Origin of the sequence: Micromonospora sp. NPDC023956, from assembly GCF_040639195.1 — a bacterium.
Lineage (GTDB): Bacteria > Actinomycetota > Actinomycetes > Mycobacteriales > Micromonosporaceae > Micromonospora.
This window is the reverse complement of the sequence record NZ_JBEZZN010000003.1, coordinates 509,849-523,917: the sequence shown is the minus strand read 5'-3', so window position 1 is coordinate 523,917 and position 14,069 is coordinate 509,849. Positions and strand designations below refer to the sequence as shown.

The window sequence follows — 14,069 nt, the reverse complement described above, 5'->3', positions numbered from 1 at the left end:
TGGCGCCCGCCAGTTGTTGACAACTGAGCGGGCGCCACGGTCCTGGGTGCCCTACAGCTCGGTGGCGGAACCACCGGCGGCAGCGATCTTCTCCTTGGCCGACGCGCTGAACGCGTGCGCCGACACCTGGAGCGCCACCCCACCGAGGTCCCCGCTGCCGAGAACCTTCACCGGATGGCCCTTACGGACCGCCCCGGCCTCGACAAGCTCGTCGGGACCGATCTGACCCCCGTTGGGGAAGAGTTCGGCGAGGCGGTCCAGGTTGACCACCTGGAAGACCACCTTGAACTTGTTCTTGAAGCCCTTCATCTTCGGCAGGCGCATGTGGATGGGCATCTGCCCACCCTCGAACGCCGGCGAGATGTTCTTACGGGCCTTCGAGCCCTTCGTACCGCGACCGGCGGTCTTGCCCTTGGAGCCCTCACCACGACCCACCCGGGTCTTGGCGGTCTTGGCACCGGGCGCCGGGCGCAGGTGGTGGACCTTGATCGTCATTACTCGACCTCCTCGACCTTCACGAGGTGGTTGACCGCGAAGATCATGCCCCGAATCTCGGGGCGGTCCTCCTTGACCACCACGTCGTTGATCCGCTTGAGACCGAGCGAACGCAGCGACTCACGCTGGTTGTGCTTGGTCCCGATCCCGGACCGGACCTGGGTGACCTTCAGACGTGCCATCAGGACGCCACCCCCGCCCGCGCGGCCAGCATGGCGGCCGGCGCGACATCCTCCACCGGCAGGCCACGACGGGCAGCGACCTGCTCCGGGGACTCCAGCCCCTTCAGAGCCGCCACCGTGGCGTGCACGATGTTGATCGGGTTCGACGAGCCGAGGCTCTTGGAGAGCACGTCGTGGATACCCGCGCACTCCAGCACGGCACGCACCGGGCCACCGGCGATGACACCCGTACCGGCGGACGCCGGCTTGAGCAGCACCACACCGGCCGCGTCCTCGCCCTGCACCGGGTGCGGGATCGAGGCGCCGATCCGCGGCACCTTGAAGAAGTGCTTCTTGGCCTCCTCGACGCCCTTGGCGATCGCCGCGGGCACCTCCTTGGCCTTTCCGTAGCCCACGCCGACGGTGCCGTCGCCGTCGCCCACGATCACCAGGGCGGTGAAGCTGAAGCGACGACCACCCTTCACGACCTTGGCGACGCGGTTGATCGCGACGACCCGCTCGAGGTGCGGGGTCTTCTCGACGGGCGCGTTTCCGCGGCCGCCCTCACGGCGGTTGTCGCGGCGACCACCCTCGTTGCCACCGGACCCGCCGCCACGGCGCTGTTGACCTGGCATCAGCAGCCTTCCTTCTCTCTCGTGACGGGGTTGTTAGAACTCGAGTCCGGCTTCGCGAGCGGCATCGGCCAGGGCGGCGACGCGCCCCGCGTACCGGTTGCCACCACGGTCGAAGACGACCTTCGAGACGCCGGCGGCCTTGGCCCGCTCGGCGAGCAGGCTGCCGACCTTGCCGGCCAGGGCGCTCTTGTCGCCCTCGGTGCCGCGCAGCGAGGCGTCCAGGGTCGAGGCCGACGCCAGGGTGTGACCCTTGGTGTCGTCGACGATCTGGGCCACGATGTGACGCAGCGACCGGGTGACGACCAGGCGGGGACGCTCGGCGGTGCCGTTGACGTTCTTGCGCACCCGGAAGTGCCGACGCGCACGCCCGACGGCACGCTTGGCGGCGACGCCGCGGCGGCGCTTGAGCAGCGTGGCGCTCACTTCTTACCTGCCTTTCCAGCCTTACGGCGGATGACCTCGCCCTGGTACTTCACACCCTTGCCCTTGTACGGCTCCGGCGGGCGGATCTTCCGGATGTTGGCGGCTACCTCACCGACGAGCTGCTTGTCGATGCCGGCCACGTGGAACACGGTCGGCTTCTCGACGGTGAAGGTGATGCCGTCCGGAGCGGGGACCAGGACCGGGTGCGAGAACCCGAGCGCGAACTCGAGGTCATTGCCCTTGGCGGTCACCCGGTAACCGGTGCCGGCGATCTCCAGGCTCTTGCGGTAGCCCTCGGTGACCCCGACGATCATGTTCGCCACCAGGGTCCGGCTCAGGCCGTGCAGCTCCTTGGCCTTCCGCTCATCGTTCGGGCGGTTGACCTGCAGCTCGCCGTTCTCCGCCTTCTCCACCGTGATCGGCTCGGAGACGGTGTGCGACAGCTCGCCCTTGGGGCCCTTGACCTTGACGGTCTGGCCGTCGATCGTGACATCGACGCCGGCTGGCACCGGGATCGACTTACGTCCAATACGCGACATTTCTACCTGTCTCCCGTTACCAGACGAAGGCGAGGACTTCCCCGCCAACGCTCCGCTTGCGGGCCTGCCGGTCAGTGAGCAGCCCCTGGGACGTCGAAATGATCGCCACGCCGAGGCCGCCGAGCACCCGCGGGAGCCCTTCCGACTTGGCGTACACCCGGAGACCAGGCTTGGACACGCGCTTGATGCCGGCCAGGCTCCGCTCCCGGTTCTGGCCGTACTTCAGCTCGACGACCAGTCGCTTGCCGACGGCGCCCTCCTCGGGCTCCTCGACCGACCAGGTGGCGATGTAACCCTCGGCCTTCAAGACCTCGGCGATGTTCGCCTTGATCTTGGAGTAGGGCATCGTCACCCGGTCGTGGTACGCCTGGTTGGCGTTCCGCAGACGCGTGAGCATGTCTGCGATCGGGTCGGTCATCGTCATGGATTTCGTCTACCTTTCTCGCCGGGGTTCCCACGGGTACGCCCAGGGCCTACGGCGAAGAGACAGTGCAGCTGACGCGCGGAGCGCGCCGGGCTATTACCAGGAAGCCTTGGACACGCCGGGCAGCTCACCGCGGTGGGCCATCTCCCGGATGCACACCCGGCAGAGACCGAACTTGCGGTAGACCGCCTTCGGACGCCCGCACCGCTGGCAGCGGGTGTACGCGCGAACCGAGAACTTCGGCTTCGCGGCCGCCTTGATGATCAGCGCCTTCTTGGCCATCTCAGTTCTCCTTGAACGGGAAGCCCAGGAACTTGAGCAGCGCCCGGCCCTCGTCGTCGGTCGTGGCGGTCGTGACCACCGTGATGTCCATGCCCCGCTGGCGATCGATCCTGTCCTGGTCGATCTCGTGGAACACCGACTGCTCGGTCAGACCGAACGTGTAGTTGCCGTGCCCGTCGAGCTTGCGCCCGTCCAGACCGCGGAAGTCCCGGATACGCGGCAGCGCGATGGAGAGCAGCCGGTCCAGGAACTCCCACATCCGGTCGCCGCGCAGGGTGACCTTCGCGCCGATCGGCATGCCCTCGCGGAGCTTGAACTGCGCGATGGACTTGGTGGCCCGCCGCACCTGCGGCTTCTGGCCGGTGATCGTCGCGAGGTCGCGGACCGCGCCGTCGATCAACTTGGCGTCGCGGGCGGCCTCGCCCACACCCATGTTGACGACGATCTTGACCAGCCGCGGAACCTGCATGGGGTTCGCGTAGCTGTGCTGCTCCTGCAGCTTGGCCACGATCTCGTTGCGGTACCGCTCCTTGAGGCGCGGCAGGGTCTTGGTTTCGGTAGCCGTGGTCATCACAGGTCCTTACCGGTGCTACGCGCGATGCGGACCTTCTGGCCGTTGTCGTCGAACCGGTACCCGATGCGGGTCGGCTTGCCCTCGGAGTCCAGGACCTGCACGTTCGAGACGTGGATCGGGGCCTCCTGGGTGACGATGCCACCGGTCTTGGCGCCACGCTGGGTGGTGCGGATGCGGGTGTGCTTCTTGACGCGGTTCACGCCCTCGACCAGGACCTTGTCCTGCCGCGGGTAGGCCGCGATGACCTTGCCCTTGGCGCCCTTGTCCTTGCCGGCGATGACGACGACCGTGTCGCCCTTCTTGACCTTCACGGTCACAACACCTCCGGCGCGAGAGAGATGATCTTCATGAACCGCTTGTCCCGCAGCTCCCGACCGACCGGGCCGAAGATACGGGTACCGCGCGGGTCCCCACCGTCCTTGATGATGACGGCGGCGTTCTCGTCGAAGCGGATGTACGAGCCGTCCGGCCGCCGCCTTTCCTTGGCGGTGCGGACGACGACGGCCTTGACGACGTCGCCCTTCTTCACACCGGCACCCGGGATCGCGTCCTTGACGGTGGCCACGATGACGTCGCCGATACTCGCGTAGCGCCGACCGGAGCCACCGAGAACCCGGATGCACAGGATCTCCCTGGCACCCGTGTTGTCGGCGACGCGCAGTCGCGACTCCTGCTGAATCACGTCTATCTCCTATGTCTGCCGGTTCTCCGGCCGCTGCACGCGGCCGGAGCCTGGCGGAACCTGCGCCCGACTGACGCCGGGCGAGCTCGAGCCTTCGCTACTTGGCCTTTTCCTGGATCTCCACGAGCCGCCACCGCTTGGTGGCCGAGAGCGGCCGGGTCTCCATGATCAGGACCCGGTCGCCGATGCCGGCGGCGTTCTGCTCGTCGTGCACCTTCAGCTTGCGGGTCCGGCGCATGATCTTGCCGTACAACGCGTGCTTGACCCGGTCCTCGACCTCGACAACGACGGTCTTGTCCATCTTGTCGCTGACCACGAGGCCCTCCCGGACCTTGCGGCGAGCCCGCACGGTGGCGGTGGTGTTCTCGGTCTCGCTCATGATGCAGTCACCTCAGTCGGCGCGACCGAGAGCCCCAGCTCGCGCTCACGCATGATCGTGTAGATCCGGGCGATCTCCCGACGGATGACCTGGAGCCGCCGGTTGTTGTCAAGCTGACCGGTGGCGGCCTGAACGCGGAGGTTGAACAGCTCCGCCTTGGCCTCCCGCAGCTTCGTGACCAGCTCCTCGTCGGAGAGCTCACGCAGCTCGGCGGCCTTAACGCCCGCTGCCATCAGGATTCACCCACTTCGCGCGTCACAATGCGGCACTTCATCGGGAGCTTGTGGATCGCGCGACGCATCGCCTCTCGCGCGATCTGCTCGTTGGGGAAGGACATCTCGAAGAGAACCCGCCCCGGCTTCACGTTGGCCACCCACCACTCGGGCGATCCCTTACCGGAACCCATCCGGGTTTCCGCCGGCTTCTTGGTCAGCGCCTGGTCCGGGAAGATCGTGATCCAGACCTTGCCGCCACGCTTGATGTGACGGGTCATCGCGATACGAGCCGACTCGATCTGCCGGTTCGTGACGTACGCCGGCTCGAGAGCCTGGATCCCGAACTCGCCGAACACCACCCGGTTACCACCCTTGGACGCGCCACTGCGGTCCGGGTGGTGCGGCTTGCGGAAGCCCTTCGGGGGCTTGCGCGGCATCAGCATCTGTCAGCCCTCCTGCTGCGTTTCTGCCGCGGCGGCGACGGCGGAAGCGTCCACCGGCTCGCCACTCGGCGTCTCGGCCTGCTGCGCGACGGTGGTCGCTGCGGCGCGGCCGGCCTCGGTGCCACCGGAGGTCGTACCGGCGGAACCGGAGCGACCACGGCGCGGACGGTCGGGACGGTCGCCACGCTCACGGCGCGGGCGGGACGGGGCGGTCTCGGCCGGGGCCTCCCGGCCCGGGACCGCGTCGCCCTTGTAGATCCAGACCTTCACGCCGATCCGGCCGAAGGTGGTACGGGCCTCGAAGAAGCCGTACTCGATGTTGGCCCGCAGCGTGTGCAGCGGAACCCGACCCTCACGGTAGAACTCGGTCCGGCTCATCTCGGCGCCGCCGAGCCGGCCCGAGACCTGGACCCGGATGCCCTTGCAGACCGGGTTCTTCATCGCGGACTGCATGGCCTTACGCATCGCCCGACGGAAGCTGACCCGGCTGGAGAGCTGCTCGGCCACGCCCTGCGCGACGAGCTGAGCGTCCGACTCGGGGCTCTTCACCTCGATGATGTTCAGCTGCACCTGCTTACCGGTGAGCTTCTCCAGCTCGCCACGGATCCGGTCCGCCTCGGCGCCCTTACGGCCGATGACGATGCCCGGACGGGCGGTGTGGATGTCGACCCGGACCCGGTCCCGGGTCCGCTCGATGTCGACCTTGGAGATGCCGGCCCGCTCCAGCCCCTTGGACATCATGCGGCGGATCTTGACGTCCTCGCCGATGTAGTCCTTGTAGAGCTTGTCCGCGAACCAGCGGGACTTCCAGTCGGTCGAGATGCCGAGCCGGAACCCGTGCGGGTGAACCTTCTGACCCATTACTCGGCGCCCTCCGTCTTGCTCTGCGTCTCGGCCGTCTCAGCCGGCTCGGCCTGCTTCGCCGGAGCCGCCTTCTTCGCCGAAGACTTCTTCGGCGCGGCCGGCGCGACCGCCTCGACCGCCACGGTGATGTGGCACGTGCGCTTGCGGATCCGGTACGCCCGGCCCTGCGCCCGCGGCCGGAACCGCTTCATGGTCGGGCCCTCGTCGACGAACGCCTCGCTGACGAGCAGCGCGTCGGGGTCCAGCCGCTCGTTGTTCTCCGCGTTGGCGATCGCGCTAGCGAGCACCTTGTACACCTGCTCGCTCGCGGCCTGCGGCGCGAACTGCAGCACCGTGAGCGCCTCCTTCGCGGGCAGGCCGCGGACGAGGTTGACCACCCGGCGCGCCTTCATCGGCGAGATGCGCACGTGCCGCGCAATCGCCCGCGCGCCCGGAAGCACCGGAGCGTCGCCCTTTCCTGGCATCGCTGTAACCCCTTGTTCCTCTATCCGTGGCTCGCCTAGCGGCGGCGGCTCTTGCGGTCGTCCTTCTCGTGACCCTTGAACGTGCGGGTCAGCGCGAACTCGCCGAGCTTGTGCCCGACCATCGCCTCGGTGACGAACACCGGGACGTGCTTGCGTCCGTCGTGCACGGCGATCGTGTGTCCCAGCATCTCCGGGATGATCGTCGAGCGCCGCGACCAGGTCTTGATGACGTTCTTCGAGCCCTTCTCGTTCTGCACTTCCACCTTCTTGAGCAGGTGGTCGTCGATGAACGGGCCCTTCTTCAGGCTGCGAGGCATCTTCTATCTCCCTCAGCCGCGCTTACGCGTGGCGTAGCGGCGGCGGACGATCAGCCGGTCGCTCGGCTGGCCCTTACGGCGGGTACGGCCCTCGGGCTTACCCTTCGGGTTGACCGGGTGGCGACCACCGGAGGTCTTACCCTCACCACCACCGTGCGGGTGGTCCACCGGGTTCATCGCCACACCACGGACGGTCGGGCGCTTGCCCTTCCACCGCATCCGGCCGGCCTTGCCCCAGTTGATGTTCGACTGGTCGGCGTTGCCGATCTCGCCGACGCTCGCGCGGCAGCGGACGTCGACCCGCCGGATCTCACCGGAGGGCATCCGGAGGGTGGCGTACGCGCCCTCCCGGCCGAGCAGCTGGATGCCGACGCCGGCCGAGCGGGCCAGCTTGGCACCGCCACCCGGACGCAGCTCCACGCTGTGGATGGTGGTACCGACCGGGATGTTCCGCAGCGGCAGGTTGTTGCCCGGCTTGATGTCCGCGCCGGGGCCCGACTCGACGGCGTCGCCCTGCTTCAGGTCCTTCGGCGCGAGGATGTAGCGCTTCTCGCCGTCGGCGTAGTGCAGCAGCGCGATGCGCGCGGTGCGGTTCGGGTCGTACTCGATGTGGGCGACCTTCGCCGGCACGCCGTCCTTGTCGACCCGCTTGAAGTCGATCAGACGGTACTGACGCTTGTGGCCACCACCCTGGTGCCGGGCGGTGATCCGGCCGTGGGCGTTCCGACCGCCCTTCTTCGGCAGCGGAGCCAGCAGCGACTTCTCCGGCGTCGACCGGGTGATCTCGGCGAAGTCGGCGACACTGGAGCCACGCCGGCCCGGCGTCGTCGGCTTGTACTTACGGATAGCCATTGTCTACACCCCTCAGCTGACCGGGCCGCCGAAGGCCTCGATACGGTCACCGTCAGCCAGCTTCACCATCGCGCGCTTGGTGGCCTTGCGCTGGCCGAACCCAGTCTTGGTCCGCTTGCGCTTGCCCTCGCGGTTGAGCGTGTTGACCGTCAGGACGCGGACGTTGAAGATCTGCTGGATAGCGATCTTGATCGCGGTCTTGTTGGCGTCCGGGTGCACCAGGAAGGTGTACCAGTTGCGGTTCAGCTCGCTGTAGCTCTTCTCCGAGACGACCGGCGCCACGATGATGTCGCGCGGGTCGGCGATCGTGCTCACTTGCCACCCTCCTCGGTGGTCTCGGCGGGAACGCCGAGGAACTCGTCCAGGGCGTCCTTGGTGAAGACCACGTCGTCGGCCACCAGCACGTCGTACGTGTTGAGCTGGCCGGCCTCGATCAGGTGCACCCGGCTGTCCCGCGTGTTGCGCAGGTTGCGCAGCGACACCCAGTTCAGCTCGTCGGTGCTGCTCAGCACGACCAGGACCCGGCGAGCGTCGGACAGCTTCGTCAGCGTGGCCAGAGCCGCCTTGGTGGACGGCTTCTCGCCGGTGACGAACGCCTCGACGACGTGTACCTGGCCGGCGCGGGCCCGGTCGGAGAGGGCACCGCGCAGCGCGGCGGCCTTCATCTTCTTGGGGGTCCGCTGGCTGTAGTCGCGCGGCACCGGGCCGTGCACCACTCCACCACCGGCGAACTGCGGCGCCCGGGTCGAACCCTGGCGGGCGCGGCCGGTGCCCTTCTGCTTGTACGGCTTCTTGCCGCCGCCGGAGACCTCGCCGCGGGTCTTCACCTTGTGCGTGCCCTGGCGGGCGGCCGCGAGCTGGGCCACCACCACCTGGTGCATCAGCGCGACGTTGGCCTGCACGTCGAAGACGTCTGCCGGGAGCTCGACGGAGCCCTTCTTGGTGCCGTCGACGGTGAGCACGTCAACCGTGGTCACTTCGCCGCACCGCCCTTCTTCGCCTTGGTCTTGGCCGCGGTACGGACCAGGACCAGCGCGCCCTTCGGGCCGGGGATGGCGCCGCGGACGAGCAGGAGGTTGTTCTCGGTGTCGACCGCCTGGACGGTCAGGTTCTGGACGGTGTAGCGCACGCCACCCATCCGGCCGGCCATCCGGGTGCCCTTGAAGACGCGACCCGGGGTGGCGCAGGCGCCGATCGAGCCGGGCGAGCGGTGCTTGCGCTCGACACCGTGGCTGGCCCGCAGGCCGTGGAAGCCGTGCCGCTTCATCGGGCCGGCGTAACCCTTGCCCTTCGTCTTGCCGGTCACGTCGATCGAGACGCCGGGGGCGAACTCGGAGACGGTGACCTCTTGGCCGAGCGAGTACTCGGCGGCGTCGACGGTGCGCAGCTCGACGATGTGCCGGCGCGGCGCCACATCGGCCTTCGCGTAGTGCCCGCTGATCGGCTTCTTGACCTTGCGCGGGTCGATCGCGCCGTAGGCCAGCTGGATGGCGGGGTAACCGTCCTTCTCGGCGCTACGAACCTGGCTGACGACGCACGGGCCGGCCTGAACCACGGTCACCGGCACAACCTTGTTGTTGTCCCAGACCTGGGTCATGCCGAGCTTGGCGCCCAGGATCCCCTTTACTTGCCTGTCCATTTGTCCGGTCCCTACAGCTTGATCTCGATGTCGACGCCAGCCGGCAGGTCGAGGCGCATGAGCGAGTCGACCGTCTTGGGGGTCGGGTCGATGATGTCGATCAGCCGCTTGTGCGTGCGCATCTCGAAGTGCTCGCGCGAGTCCTTGTACTTGTGCGGCGAGCGGATAACGCAGAAACGGTTGATCTCCGTGGGCAGCGGCACCGGGCCCGCGACCTGCGCCCCGGTGCGCGTCACCGTCTCGACGATCTTCCGAGCCGAGGAGTCGACGACCTCGTGGTCATAGGCCTTGAGCCGGATGCGGATCTTCTGTCCCGCCATGGTGGCTTCTGTTCCTTCTCTCGATGCCGCTGTGTTGCGGGCGCCTGCACCGGCTGGCACAGGCCCACTTCCGCCGACCCCCGCGGTCGGGCGTGTCGCGCCCTCGGGCCAGGCTCCGCCCCGGGATGCCGGAGCGACACTGACCGCACGGTGGGTCAAGGCGCCGATCGCACTACCGCGACCTGAACGCCGTGCGAGGGTGGTTGGCAGCAGGCCGCCAACCACCCTACGCCCGACTGTTCTCTCACCCGGAGGTTCGGCGGAAATCCGAACGCAGGCGACGAACTGTCGTTACGCAACCTGACTAGTATGCCGCACGACCGGCGGCGGGCCTAATCGGGGTTACCCAGCTCACTTGATGATCTTGGTGACGCGACCAGCGCCGACCGTACGGCCACCCTCCCGGATCGCGAACTTGAGGTTGTCCTCCATCGCGATGGGCTGGATCAGCTTCACGGTCATCGTGGTGTTGTCACCCGGCATGACCATCTCGGTGCCCTCGGGCAGCGTGACGACGCCGGTGACGTCCGTGGTCCGGAAGTAGAACTGCGGACGGTAGTTCTGGAAGAACGGGGTGTGCCGGCCGCCCTCCTCCTTGGAGAGGATGTAGACGGTCGCCTCGAACTCCGTGTGGGGGGTCGAGGTGCCCGGCTTGACGACCACCATGCCGCGCTCGACGTCCTCGCGCTTGATACCCCGCAGCAGCAGACCGACGTTCTCGCCCGCGCGGGCCTCGTCGAGCAGCTTGCGGAACATCTCGATACCGGTGCAGACCGTCTTCATCGACTTCTCCTTGATGCCGACGATCTCCACCTCCTCGTTCGGCTTGAGGATGCCGCGCTCGGCGCGACCGGTGACGACGGTGCCACGACCGGTGATCGTGAAGACGTCCTCGATCGGCATCAGGAACGGCTTCTCGGTCTCGCGCTCCGGCTGCGGGATCGCGGTGTCGACCGCGTTCATCAGCTCCAGGAGCTTCTCGGTCCACACGGGGTCACCCTCGAGGGCCTTCAGCGCCGAGACCTGGACGACCGGCAGGTCGTCGCCCGGGTACTCCTGGTTCGAGAGCAGCTCACGAACCTCGAGCTCGACGAGCTCCAGGAGCTCCTCGTCGTCGACCATGTCGCTCTTGTTGAGCGCCACGACGATGTACGGCACGCCGACCTGGCGGGCCAGCAGCACGTGCTCGCGGGTCTGCGGCATCGGACCGTCGGTCGCCGCCACCACCAGGATCGCGCCGTCCATCTGCGCGGCACCGGTGATCATGTTCTTGATGTAGTCGGCGTGCCCGGGGCAGTCGACGTGCGCGTAGTGCCGGTTCTCGGTCTGGTACTCGACGTGCGCGATCGAGATCGTGATGCCGCGGGCCTTCTCCTCCGGCGCCTTGTCGATCTCGTCGAACGGCGTGTACGGGTTGAGGTCCGGGTACTGGTCGTGCAGGACCTTGGTGATGGCCGCCGTCAGCGTCGTCTTACCGTGGTCGATGTGACCAATGGTGCCGATGTTGACGTGCGGCTTAGTCCGCTCGAACTTAGCCTTCGCCACTGGTGTCCTCCTGTGGACTTCTTGGTTCGTACGCCCCGGCGCGCCGTTCGGCGCTTAGGACTCTGTCGACAGCCTTTCCGACCGTACGGTCGGAGAGCTTGTGGGACTTGCGGCGGTGAAGCCTACAGGCCCGGTCTCACACAGCCCCGCGGAGGCCGTGGGCGAGAGGATTACTCGCCCGTGGCCTTCGCGATGATCTCCTTCGCCACGCTGGCCGGAACCTCGGCGTAGGAGTCGAACTGCATGCTGTAGCTAGCCCGGCCCTGGGTCTTCGACCGCAGGTCGCCGACGTAGCCGAACATCTCCGACAACGGCACCAGAGCCCGGACGACGCGGGCGCCGCTGCGCTCCTCCATCGCCTGGATGATGCCGCGGCGGGAGTTGAGGTCGCCGATGACGTCACCCATGTTCTCCTCCGGAGTGGTGACCTCAACGGCCATCATCGGCTCGAGGAGAGCGGGGTCGGCCTTGCGGGCCGCCTCCTTCATCGCCATCGAGCCGGCGATCTTGAATGCCATTTCCGACGAGTCGACCTCGTGGTACTGGCCGTCCACCAGGGTGAGCTTGACGCCCACCACGGGGAAGCCGGCGAGGATGCCGTACTGCATGGCGTCCTGGGCGCCCGCGTCCACCGAGGGGATGAACTCCCGGGGGATACGGCCACCGGTCACGGCGTTGGCGAACTCGTAGGTCGGGGCGTCGTTCCCCAGCGGCAGCGGCTCCAGGCTGATGATCACCCGGGCGTACTGGCCGGAACCACCGGTCTGCTTCTTGTGGGTGTACTCGACCTTCTCCACCTTGCGGCGGATGGTCTCGCGGTACGCCACCTGCGGCTTGCCGATGTTCGCCTCGACGTTGAACTCGCGGCGCATCCGGTCGACCAGGATGTCCAGGTGCAGCTCGCCCATGCCGGAGATGACCGTCTGGCCGGTCTGGTCGTCCAGCTTCACGCGGAAGGTCGGGTCCTCCTCGGCGAGCCGCTGGATGGCGGTGCTGAGCTTCTCCTGGTCGGCCTTGGTCTTCGGCTCGATCGCGACCTCGATGACCGGCTCCGGGAACGTCATCGACTCCAGGATGACCGGGTTCGCCGGGTCGCAGAGCGTGTCACCGGTGGTGGTCTGCTTCAGACCCTGCACCGCGATGATGTCGCCAGCCTGGGCGGAGCCGCGCTCCTCCCGCTTGTTGGCGTGCATCTGGTAGATCTTGCCGATCCGCTCCTTGCGGTCCTTGGTGGAGTTGACCACCTGGGAGCCGGACTCGAGCGTGCCGGAGTAGATCCGGACGTAGGTGAGCTTGCCGAGGTGCTTGTCCGTCTGGATCTTGAAGGCCAGCGCGGAGAAGGGCTCCGACTTCGACGGCTTCCGCTGCAACGGGGTCTCCCCGTCGGTCGCGGTGCCCTCGATGGCCGGGATGTCCAGCGGCGACGGCAGGTAGGCGACCACCGCGTCGAGCATCGGCTGGATGCCCTTGTTCTTGAAGGCGGTACCGGTGAGGACCGGGTTCGCCTTGCCGCCGATGGTGGCCCGGCGGATGGCGGCCTTGACCTCCTCGACGGAGATCTCCTCGCCCTCCAGGTACTTCTCCATCACCGCGTCGTCGACGTCGGCGAGGGTCTCCATCAGCTTCTCGCGCCACTCGGCGGCGGAGTCGGCCAGGTCGGCCGGGATCTCCTCGACCGCGTAGTCCTCGCCCTTCTGGGTCTCGCCACGCCAGGTGAGGGCACGCATCTCGACCAGGTCGACCACGCCGATGAAGTCGGACTCGTTGCCGATCGGGATCTGGAGCACCAGCGGGGTGGCGTTGAGCCGGTCGATCATCATCTGCACGCAGCGGAAGAAGTCGGCACCGGTCCGGTCGAGCTTGTTGACGAAGCACATCCGCGGGACGTTGTACTTGTCGGCCTGACGCCAGACGTTCTCCGTCTGCGGCTCCACACCGGCGACACCGTCGTAGACCGCCACCGCACCGTCCAGCACCCGCAGCGACCGCTCGACCTCGACCGTGAAGTCGACGTGGCCGGGCGTGTCGATGATCTGGATCGTGTGGCCCTTCCACTCACACTTGGTGGCGGCGGAGGTGATGGTGATCCCCCGCTCCTGCTCCTGCTCCATCCAGTCCATGACGGCGGCGCCCTCGTGGACTTCACCGATCTTGTACGTGATGCCGGTGTAGAACAGGATCCGCTCGGTGGTCGTGGTCTTACCGGCATCGATGTGCGCCATGATGCCGATGTTGCGTACGTTGGCGAGCGCGTCTGCGGCGGCCACTTCAATCCCTACTTATCGTCGTCTCGACTCAACTGGTGGCGGTTCCGGCGCCCCGGAGGGCACCGGAACCTGATGTGTTACCAGCGGTAGTGCGCGAAGGCCTTGTTGGACTCGGCCATCTTGTGCGTGTCCTCACGCCGCTTGACGGCGGCGCCGAGACCGTTGCTGGCGTCCAGCAGCTCGTTCATCAGCCGGTCGACCATGGTCTTCTCGCGACGCGCGCGGGAGTACGTGACCAGCCAGCGCAGCCCGAGCGTGGTCGCCCGCGCCGGACGCACCTCGACCGGAACCTGGTAGGTGGCGCCACCGACACGGCGGCTGCGCACCTCGAGGGTCGGCTTGACGTTGTCCATCGCCCGCTTCAGGGTGACGACGGGGTCGGTGCCGGACTTCTCGCGGCAGCCCTCCAGGGCCGCGTACACGATGCGCTCGGCGAGCTGACGCTTGCCGCGCAGCAGGATCTTGTTCACGAGCTGGGTGACCAGCGGCGAGTTGTACACCGGGTCAGCGACCAGCGGCCGCCGCGGAGCGGGTCCCTTACGCGGCATC

At 67.6% G+C, this 14,069-nt stretch carries 24 protein-coding genes; all 24 read right to left on the bottom strand.

Going from position 1 to position 14,069, the window contains the following annotated elements; all coding sequences use genetic code 11:
- Window positions 1-51: 51 nt before the first annotated feature.
- Window positions 52-495 (bottom strand): 50S ribosomal protein L15, encoded by a 444-nt coding sequence (rplO, locus tag AB0F58_RS08680; RefSeq protein WP_357139914.1) that lies wholly within the window; start codon window positions 493-495, stop codon window positions 52-54.
- Window positions 495-677: a 50S ribosomal protein L30 gene (gene rpmD, locus AB0F58_RS08675; protein WP_088982062.1), complete on the bottom strand. Its 183-nt coding sequence runs from the start codon at window positions 675-677 to the stop codon at window positions 495-497. Before rpmD ends, rplO begins: the two co-directional genes overlap by 1 nt.
- Window positions 677-1,291, bottom strand: a complete 615-nt coding sequence (gene rpsE / locus AB0F58_RS08670) for a 30S ribosomal protein S5 (protein WP_088982061.1) — start codon at window positions 1,289-1,291, stop codon at window positions 677-679. Before rpsE ends, rpmD begins: the two co-directional genes overlap by 1 nt.
- Window positions 1,292-1,324: 33 nt before the next feature.
- Window positions 1,325-1,714: a 50S ribosomal protein L18 gene (gene rplR / locus AB0F58_RS08665; protein WP_357139911.1), complete on the bottom strand. Its 390-nt coding sequence runs from the start codon at window positions 1,712-1,714 to the stop codon at window positions 1,325-1,327.
- Window positions 1,711-2,253, bottom strand: coding sequence for a 50S ribosomal protein L6 (gene rplF / locus AB0F58_RS08660; protein ID WP_357139908.1), 543 nt, complete (start codon window positions 2,251-2,253; stop codon window positions 1,711-1,713). The genes rplR and rplF overlap by 4 nt, the downstream gene beginning before the upstream one ends.
- 16 nt (window positions 2,254-2,269) lie before the next feature.
- A complete protein-coding gene (gene rpsH, locus AB0F58_RS08655) occupies window positions 2,270-2,677 on the bottom strand; it encodes a 30S ribosomal protein S8 (RefSeq protein WP_357139905.1) in 408 nt (135 codons plus the stop codon).
- A gap of 96 nt (window positions 2,678-2,773) precedes the next feature.
- Window positions 2,774-2,959, bottom strand: a complete 186-nt coding sequence (locus AB0F58_RS08650; RefSeq protein ID WP_007465272.1) for a type Z 30S ribosomal protein S14 — start codon at window positions 2,957-2,959, stop codon at window positions 2,774-2,776.
- 1 nt (window position 2,960) lies between these two features.
- Window positions 2,961-3,530 (bottom strand): 50S ribosomal protein L5, encoded by a 570-nt coding sequence (gene rplE, locus AB0F58_RS08645; RefSeq protein ID WP_357139902.1) that lies wholly within the window; start codon window positions 3,528-3,530, stop codon window positions 2,961-2,963.
- Entirely contained in the window at window positions 3,530-3,850 is a 321-nt protein-coding gene (gene rplX, locus AB0F58_RS08640; protein ID WP_176737754.1) for a 50S ribosomal protein L24, read from the bottom strand. The genes rplE and rplX overlap by 1 nt, the downstream gene beginning before the upstream one ends.
- On the bottom strand, window positions 3,847-4,215 hold the full coding sequence (rplN, locus tag AB0F58_RS08635; protein WP_007465279.1) for a 50S ribosomal protein L14: 369 nt from the start codon (window positions 4,213-4,215) through the stop codon (window positions 3,847-3,849). Before rplN ends, rplX begins: the two co-directional genes overlap by 4 nt.
- 97 nt (window positions 4,216-4,312) lie before the next feature.
- Window positions 4,313-4,594, bottom strand: a complete 282-nt coding sequence (rpsQ, locus tag AB0F58_RS08630; protein WP_357139899.1) for a 30S ribosomal protein S17 — start codon at window positions 4,592-4,594, stop codon at window positions 4,313-4,315.
- The gene (rpmC, locus tag AB0F58_RS08625) at window positions 4,591-4,827 is read right to left on the bottom strand and encodes a 50S ribosomal protein L29 (RefSeq protein WP_091451921.1); all 237 of its coding nucleotides are present in this window, start codon (window positions 4,825-4,827) and stop codon (window positions 4,591-4,593) included. The genes rpsQ and rpmC overlap by 4 nt, the downstream gene beginning before the upstream one ends.
- Window positions 4,827-5,252 (bottom strand): 50S ribosomal protein L16, encoded by a 426-nt coding sequence (gene rplP / locus AB0F58_RS08620; RefSeq protein ID WP_007465292.1) that lies wholly within the window; start codon window positions 5,250-5,252, stop codon window positions 4,827-4,829. The genes rpmC and rplP overlap by 1 nt, the downstream gene beginning before the upstream one ends.
- Window positions 5,253-5,255: 3 nt before the next feature.
- Entirely contained in the window at window positions 5,256-6,113 is an 858-nt protein-coding gene (rpsC, locus tag AB0F58_RS08615) for a 30S ribosomal protein S3 (RefSeq protein ID WP_285789273.1), read from the bottom strand.
- Entirely contained in the window at window positions 6,113-6,580 is a 468-nt protein-coding gene (gene rplV / locus AB0F58_RS08610; protein WP_357139895.1) for a 50S ribosomal protein L22, read from the bottom strand. Before rplV ends, rpsC begins: the two co-directional genes overlap by 1 nt.
- Before the next feature lie 35 nt (window positions 6,581-6,615).
- On the bottom strand, window positions 6,616-6,897 hold the full coding sequence (gene rpsS, locus AB0F58_RS08605) for a 30S ribosomal protein S19 (RefSeq protein ID WP_020520478.1): 282 nt from the start codon (window positions 6,895-6,897) through the stop codon (window positions 6,616-6,618).
- 12 nt (window positions 6,898-6,909) lie between these two features.
- Window positions 6,910-7,749, bottom strand: a complete 840-nt coding sequence (rplB, locus tag AB0F58_RS08600) for a 50S ribosomal protein L2 (RefSeq protein WP_091451932.1) — start codon at window positions 7,747-7,749, stop codon at window positions 6,910-6,912.
- Between the two features lie 12 nt (window positions 7,750-7,761).
- On the bottom strand, window positions 7,762-8,064 hold the full coding sequence (gene rplW, locus AB0F58_RS08595) for a 50S ribosomal protein L23 (protein WP_357139890.1): 303 nt from the start codon (window positions 8,062-8,064) through the stop codon (window positions 7,762-7,764).
- Complete coding sequence (gene rplD, locus AB0F58_RS08590; protein ID WP_357139887.1) at window positions 8,061-8,726, bottom strand: 50S ribosomal protein L4; 666 nt, start codon at window positions 8,724-8,726, stop codon at window positions 8,061-8,063. The genes rplW and rplD overlap by 4 nt, the downstream gene beginning before the upstream one ends.
- Complete coding sequence (gene rplC / locus AB0F58_RS08585) at window positions 8,723-9,388, bottom strand: 50S ribosomal protein L3 (RefSeq protein ID WP_357139885.1); 666 nt, start codon at window positions 9,386-9,388, stop codon at window positions 8,723-8,725. Before rplC ends, rplD begins: the two co-directional genes overlap by 4 nt.
- A gap of 11 nt (window positions 9,389-9,399) precedes the next feature.
- Window positions 9,400-9,708, bottom strand: coding sequence for a 30S ribosomal protein S10 (gene rpsJ / locus AB0F58_RS08580; protein WP_007073037.1), 309 nt, complete (start codon window positions 9,706-9,708; stop codon window positions 9,400-9,402).
- Between the two features lie 351 nt (window positions 9,709-10,059).
- Window positions 10,060-11,253, bottom strand: coding sequence for an elongation factor Tu (tuf, locus tag AB0F58_RS08575; RefSeq protein WP_285789278.1), 1,194 nt, complete (start codon window positions 11,251-11,253; stop codon window positions 10,060-10,062).
- Window positions 11,254-11,423: 170 nt separating this feature from the next.
- Window positions 11,424-13,520: an elongation factor G gene (fusA, locus tag AB0F58_RS08570; RefSeq protein WP_357139881.1), complete on the bottom strand. Its 2,097-nt coding sequence runs from the start codon at window positions 13,518-13,520 to the stop codon at window positions 11,424-11,426.
- Window positions 13,521-13,597: 77 nt separating this feature from the next.
- Window positions 13,598-14,068 (bottom strand): 30S ribosomal protein S7, encoded by a 471-nt coding sequence (gene rpsG / locus AB0F58_RS08565; protein WP_357139879.1) that lies wholly within the window; start codon window positions 14,066-14,068, stop codon window positions 13,598-13,600.
- Window position 14,069: the final 1 nt, after the last annotated feature.

Excerpts from the sequence above, each read along its gene's own strand:
- rpmC (WP_091451921.1), bottom strand. The coding sequence starts at position 4,827 with ATGGCAGCGGGCGTTAAGGCCGCCGAGCTGCGTGAGCTCTCCGACGAG.
- rpsC (WP_285789273.1), bottom strand. The coding sequence starts at position 6,113 with ATGGGTCAGAAGGTTCACCCGCACGGGTTCCGGCTCGGCATCTCGACC.
- rpsS (WP_020520478.1), bottom strand. The coding sequence starts at position 6,897 with ATGCCTCGCAGCCTGAAGAAGGGCCCGTTCATCGACGACCACCTGCTC.
- rpsJ (WP_007073037.1), bottom strand. The coding sequence starts at position 9,708 with ATGGCGGGACAGAAGATCCGCATCCGGCTCAAGGCCTATGACCACGAG.
- rpmD (WP_088982062.1), bottom strand. The coding sequence starts at position 677 with ATGGCACGTCTGAAGGTCACCCAGGTCCGGTCCGGGATCGGGACCAAG.
- rplF (WP_357139908.1), bottom strand. The coding sequence starts at position 2,253 with ATGTCGCGTATTGGACGTAAGTCGATCCCGGTGCCAGCCGGCGTCGAT.
- rpsE (WP_088982061.1), bottom strand. The coding sequence starts at position 1,291 with ATGCCAGGTCAACAGCGCCGTGGCGGCGGGTCCGGTGGCAACGAGGGT.
- rplE (WP_357139902.1), bottom strand. The coding sequence starts at position 3,530 with ATGACCACGGCTACCGAAACCAAGACCCTGCCGCGCCTCAAGGAGCGG.
- rpsH (WP_357139905.1), bottom strand. The coding sequence starts at position 2,677 with ATGACGATGACCGACCCGATCGCAGACATGCTCACGCGTCTGCGGAAC.
- AB0F58_RS08650 (WP_007465272.1), bottom strand. The coding sequence starts at position 2,959 with ATGGCCAAGAAGGCGCTGATCATCAAGGCGGCCGCGAAGCCGAAGTTC.
- rplV (WP_357139895.1), bottom strand. The coding sequence starts at position 6,580 with ATGCCAGGAAAGGGCGACGCTCCGGTGCTTCCGGGCGCGCGGGCGATT.
- rpsQ (WP_357139899.1), bottom strand. The coding sequence starts at position 4,594 with ATGAGCGAGACCGAGAACACCACCGCCACCGTGCGGGCTCGCCGCAAG.
- rplC (WP_357139885.1), bottom strand. The coding sequence starts at position 9,388 with ATGGACAGGCAAGTAAAGGGGATCCTGGGCGCCAAGCTCGGCATGACC.
- rplO (WP_357139914.1), bottom strand. The coding sequence starts at position 495 with ATGACGATCAAGGTCCACCACCTGCGCCCGGCGCCCGGTGCCAAGACC.
- rpsG (WP_357139879.1), bottom strand. The coding sequence starts at position 14,068 with ATGCCGCGTAAGGGACCCGCTCCGCGGCGGCCGCTGGTCGCTGACCCG.
- rplP (WP_007465292.1), bottom strand. The coding sequence starts at position 5,252 with ATGCTGATGCCGCGCAAGCCCCCGAAGGGCTTCCGCAAGCCGCACCAC.
- rplB (WP_091451932.1), bottom strand. The coding sequence starts at position 7,749 with ATGGCTATCCGTAAGTACAAGCCGACGACGCCGGGCCGGCGTGGCTCC.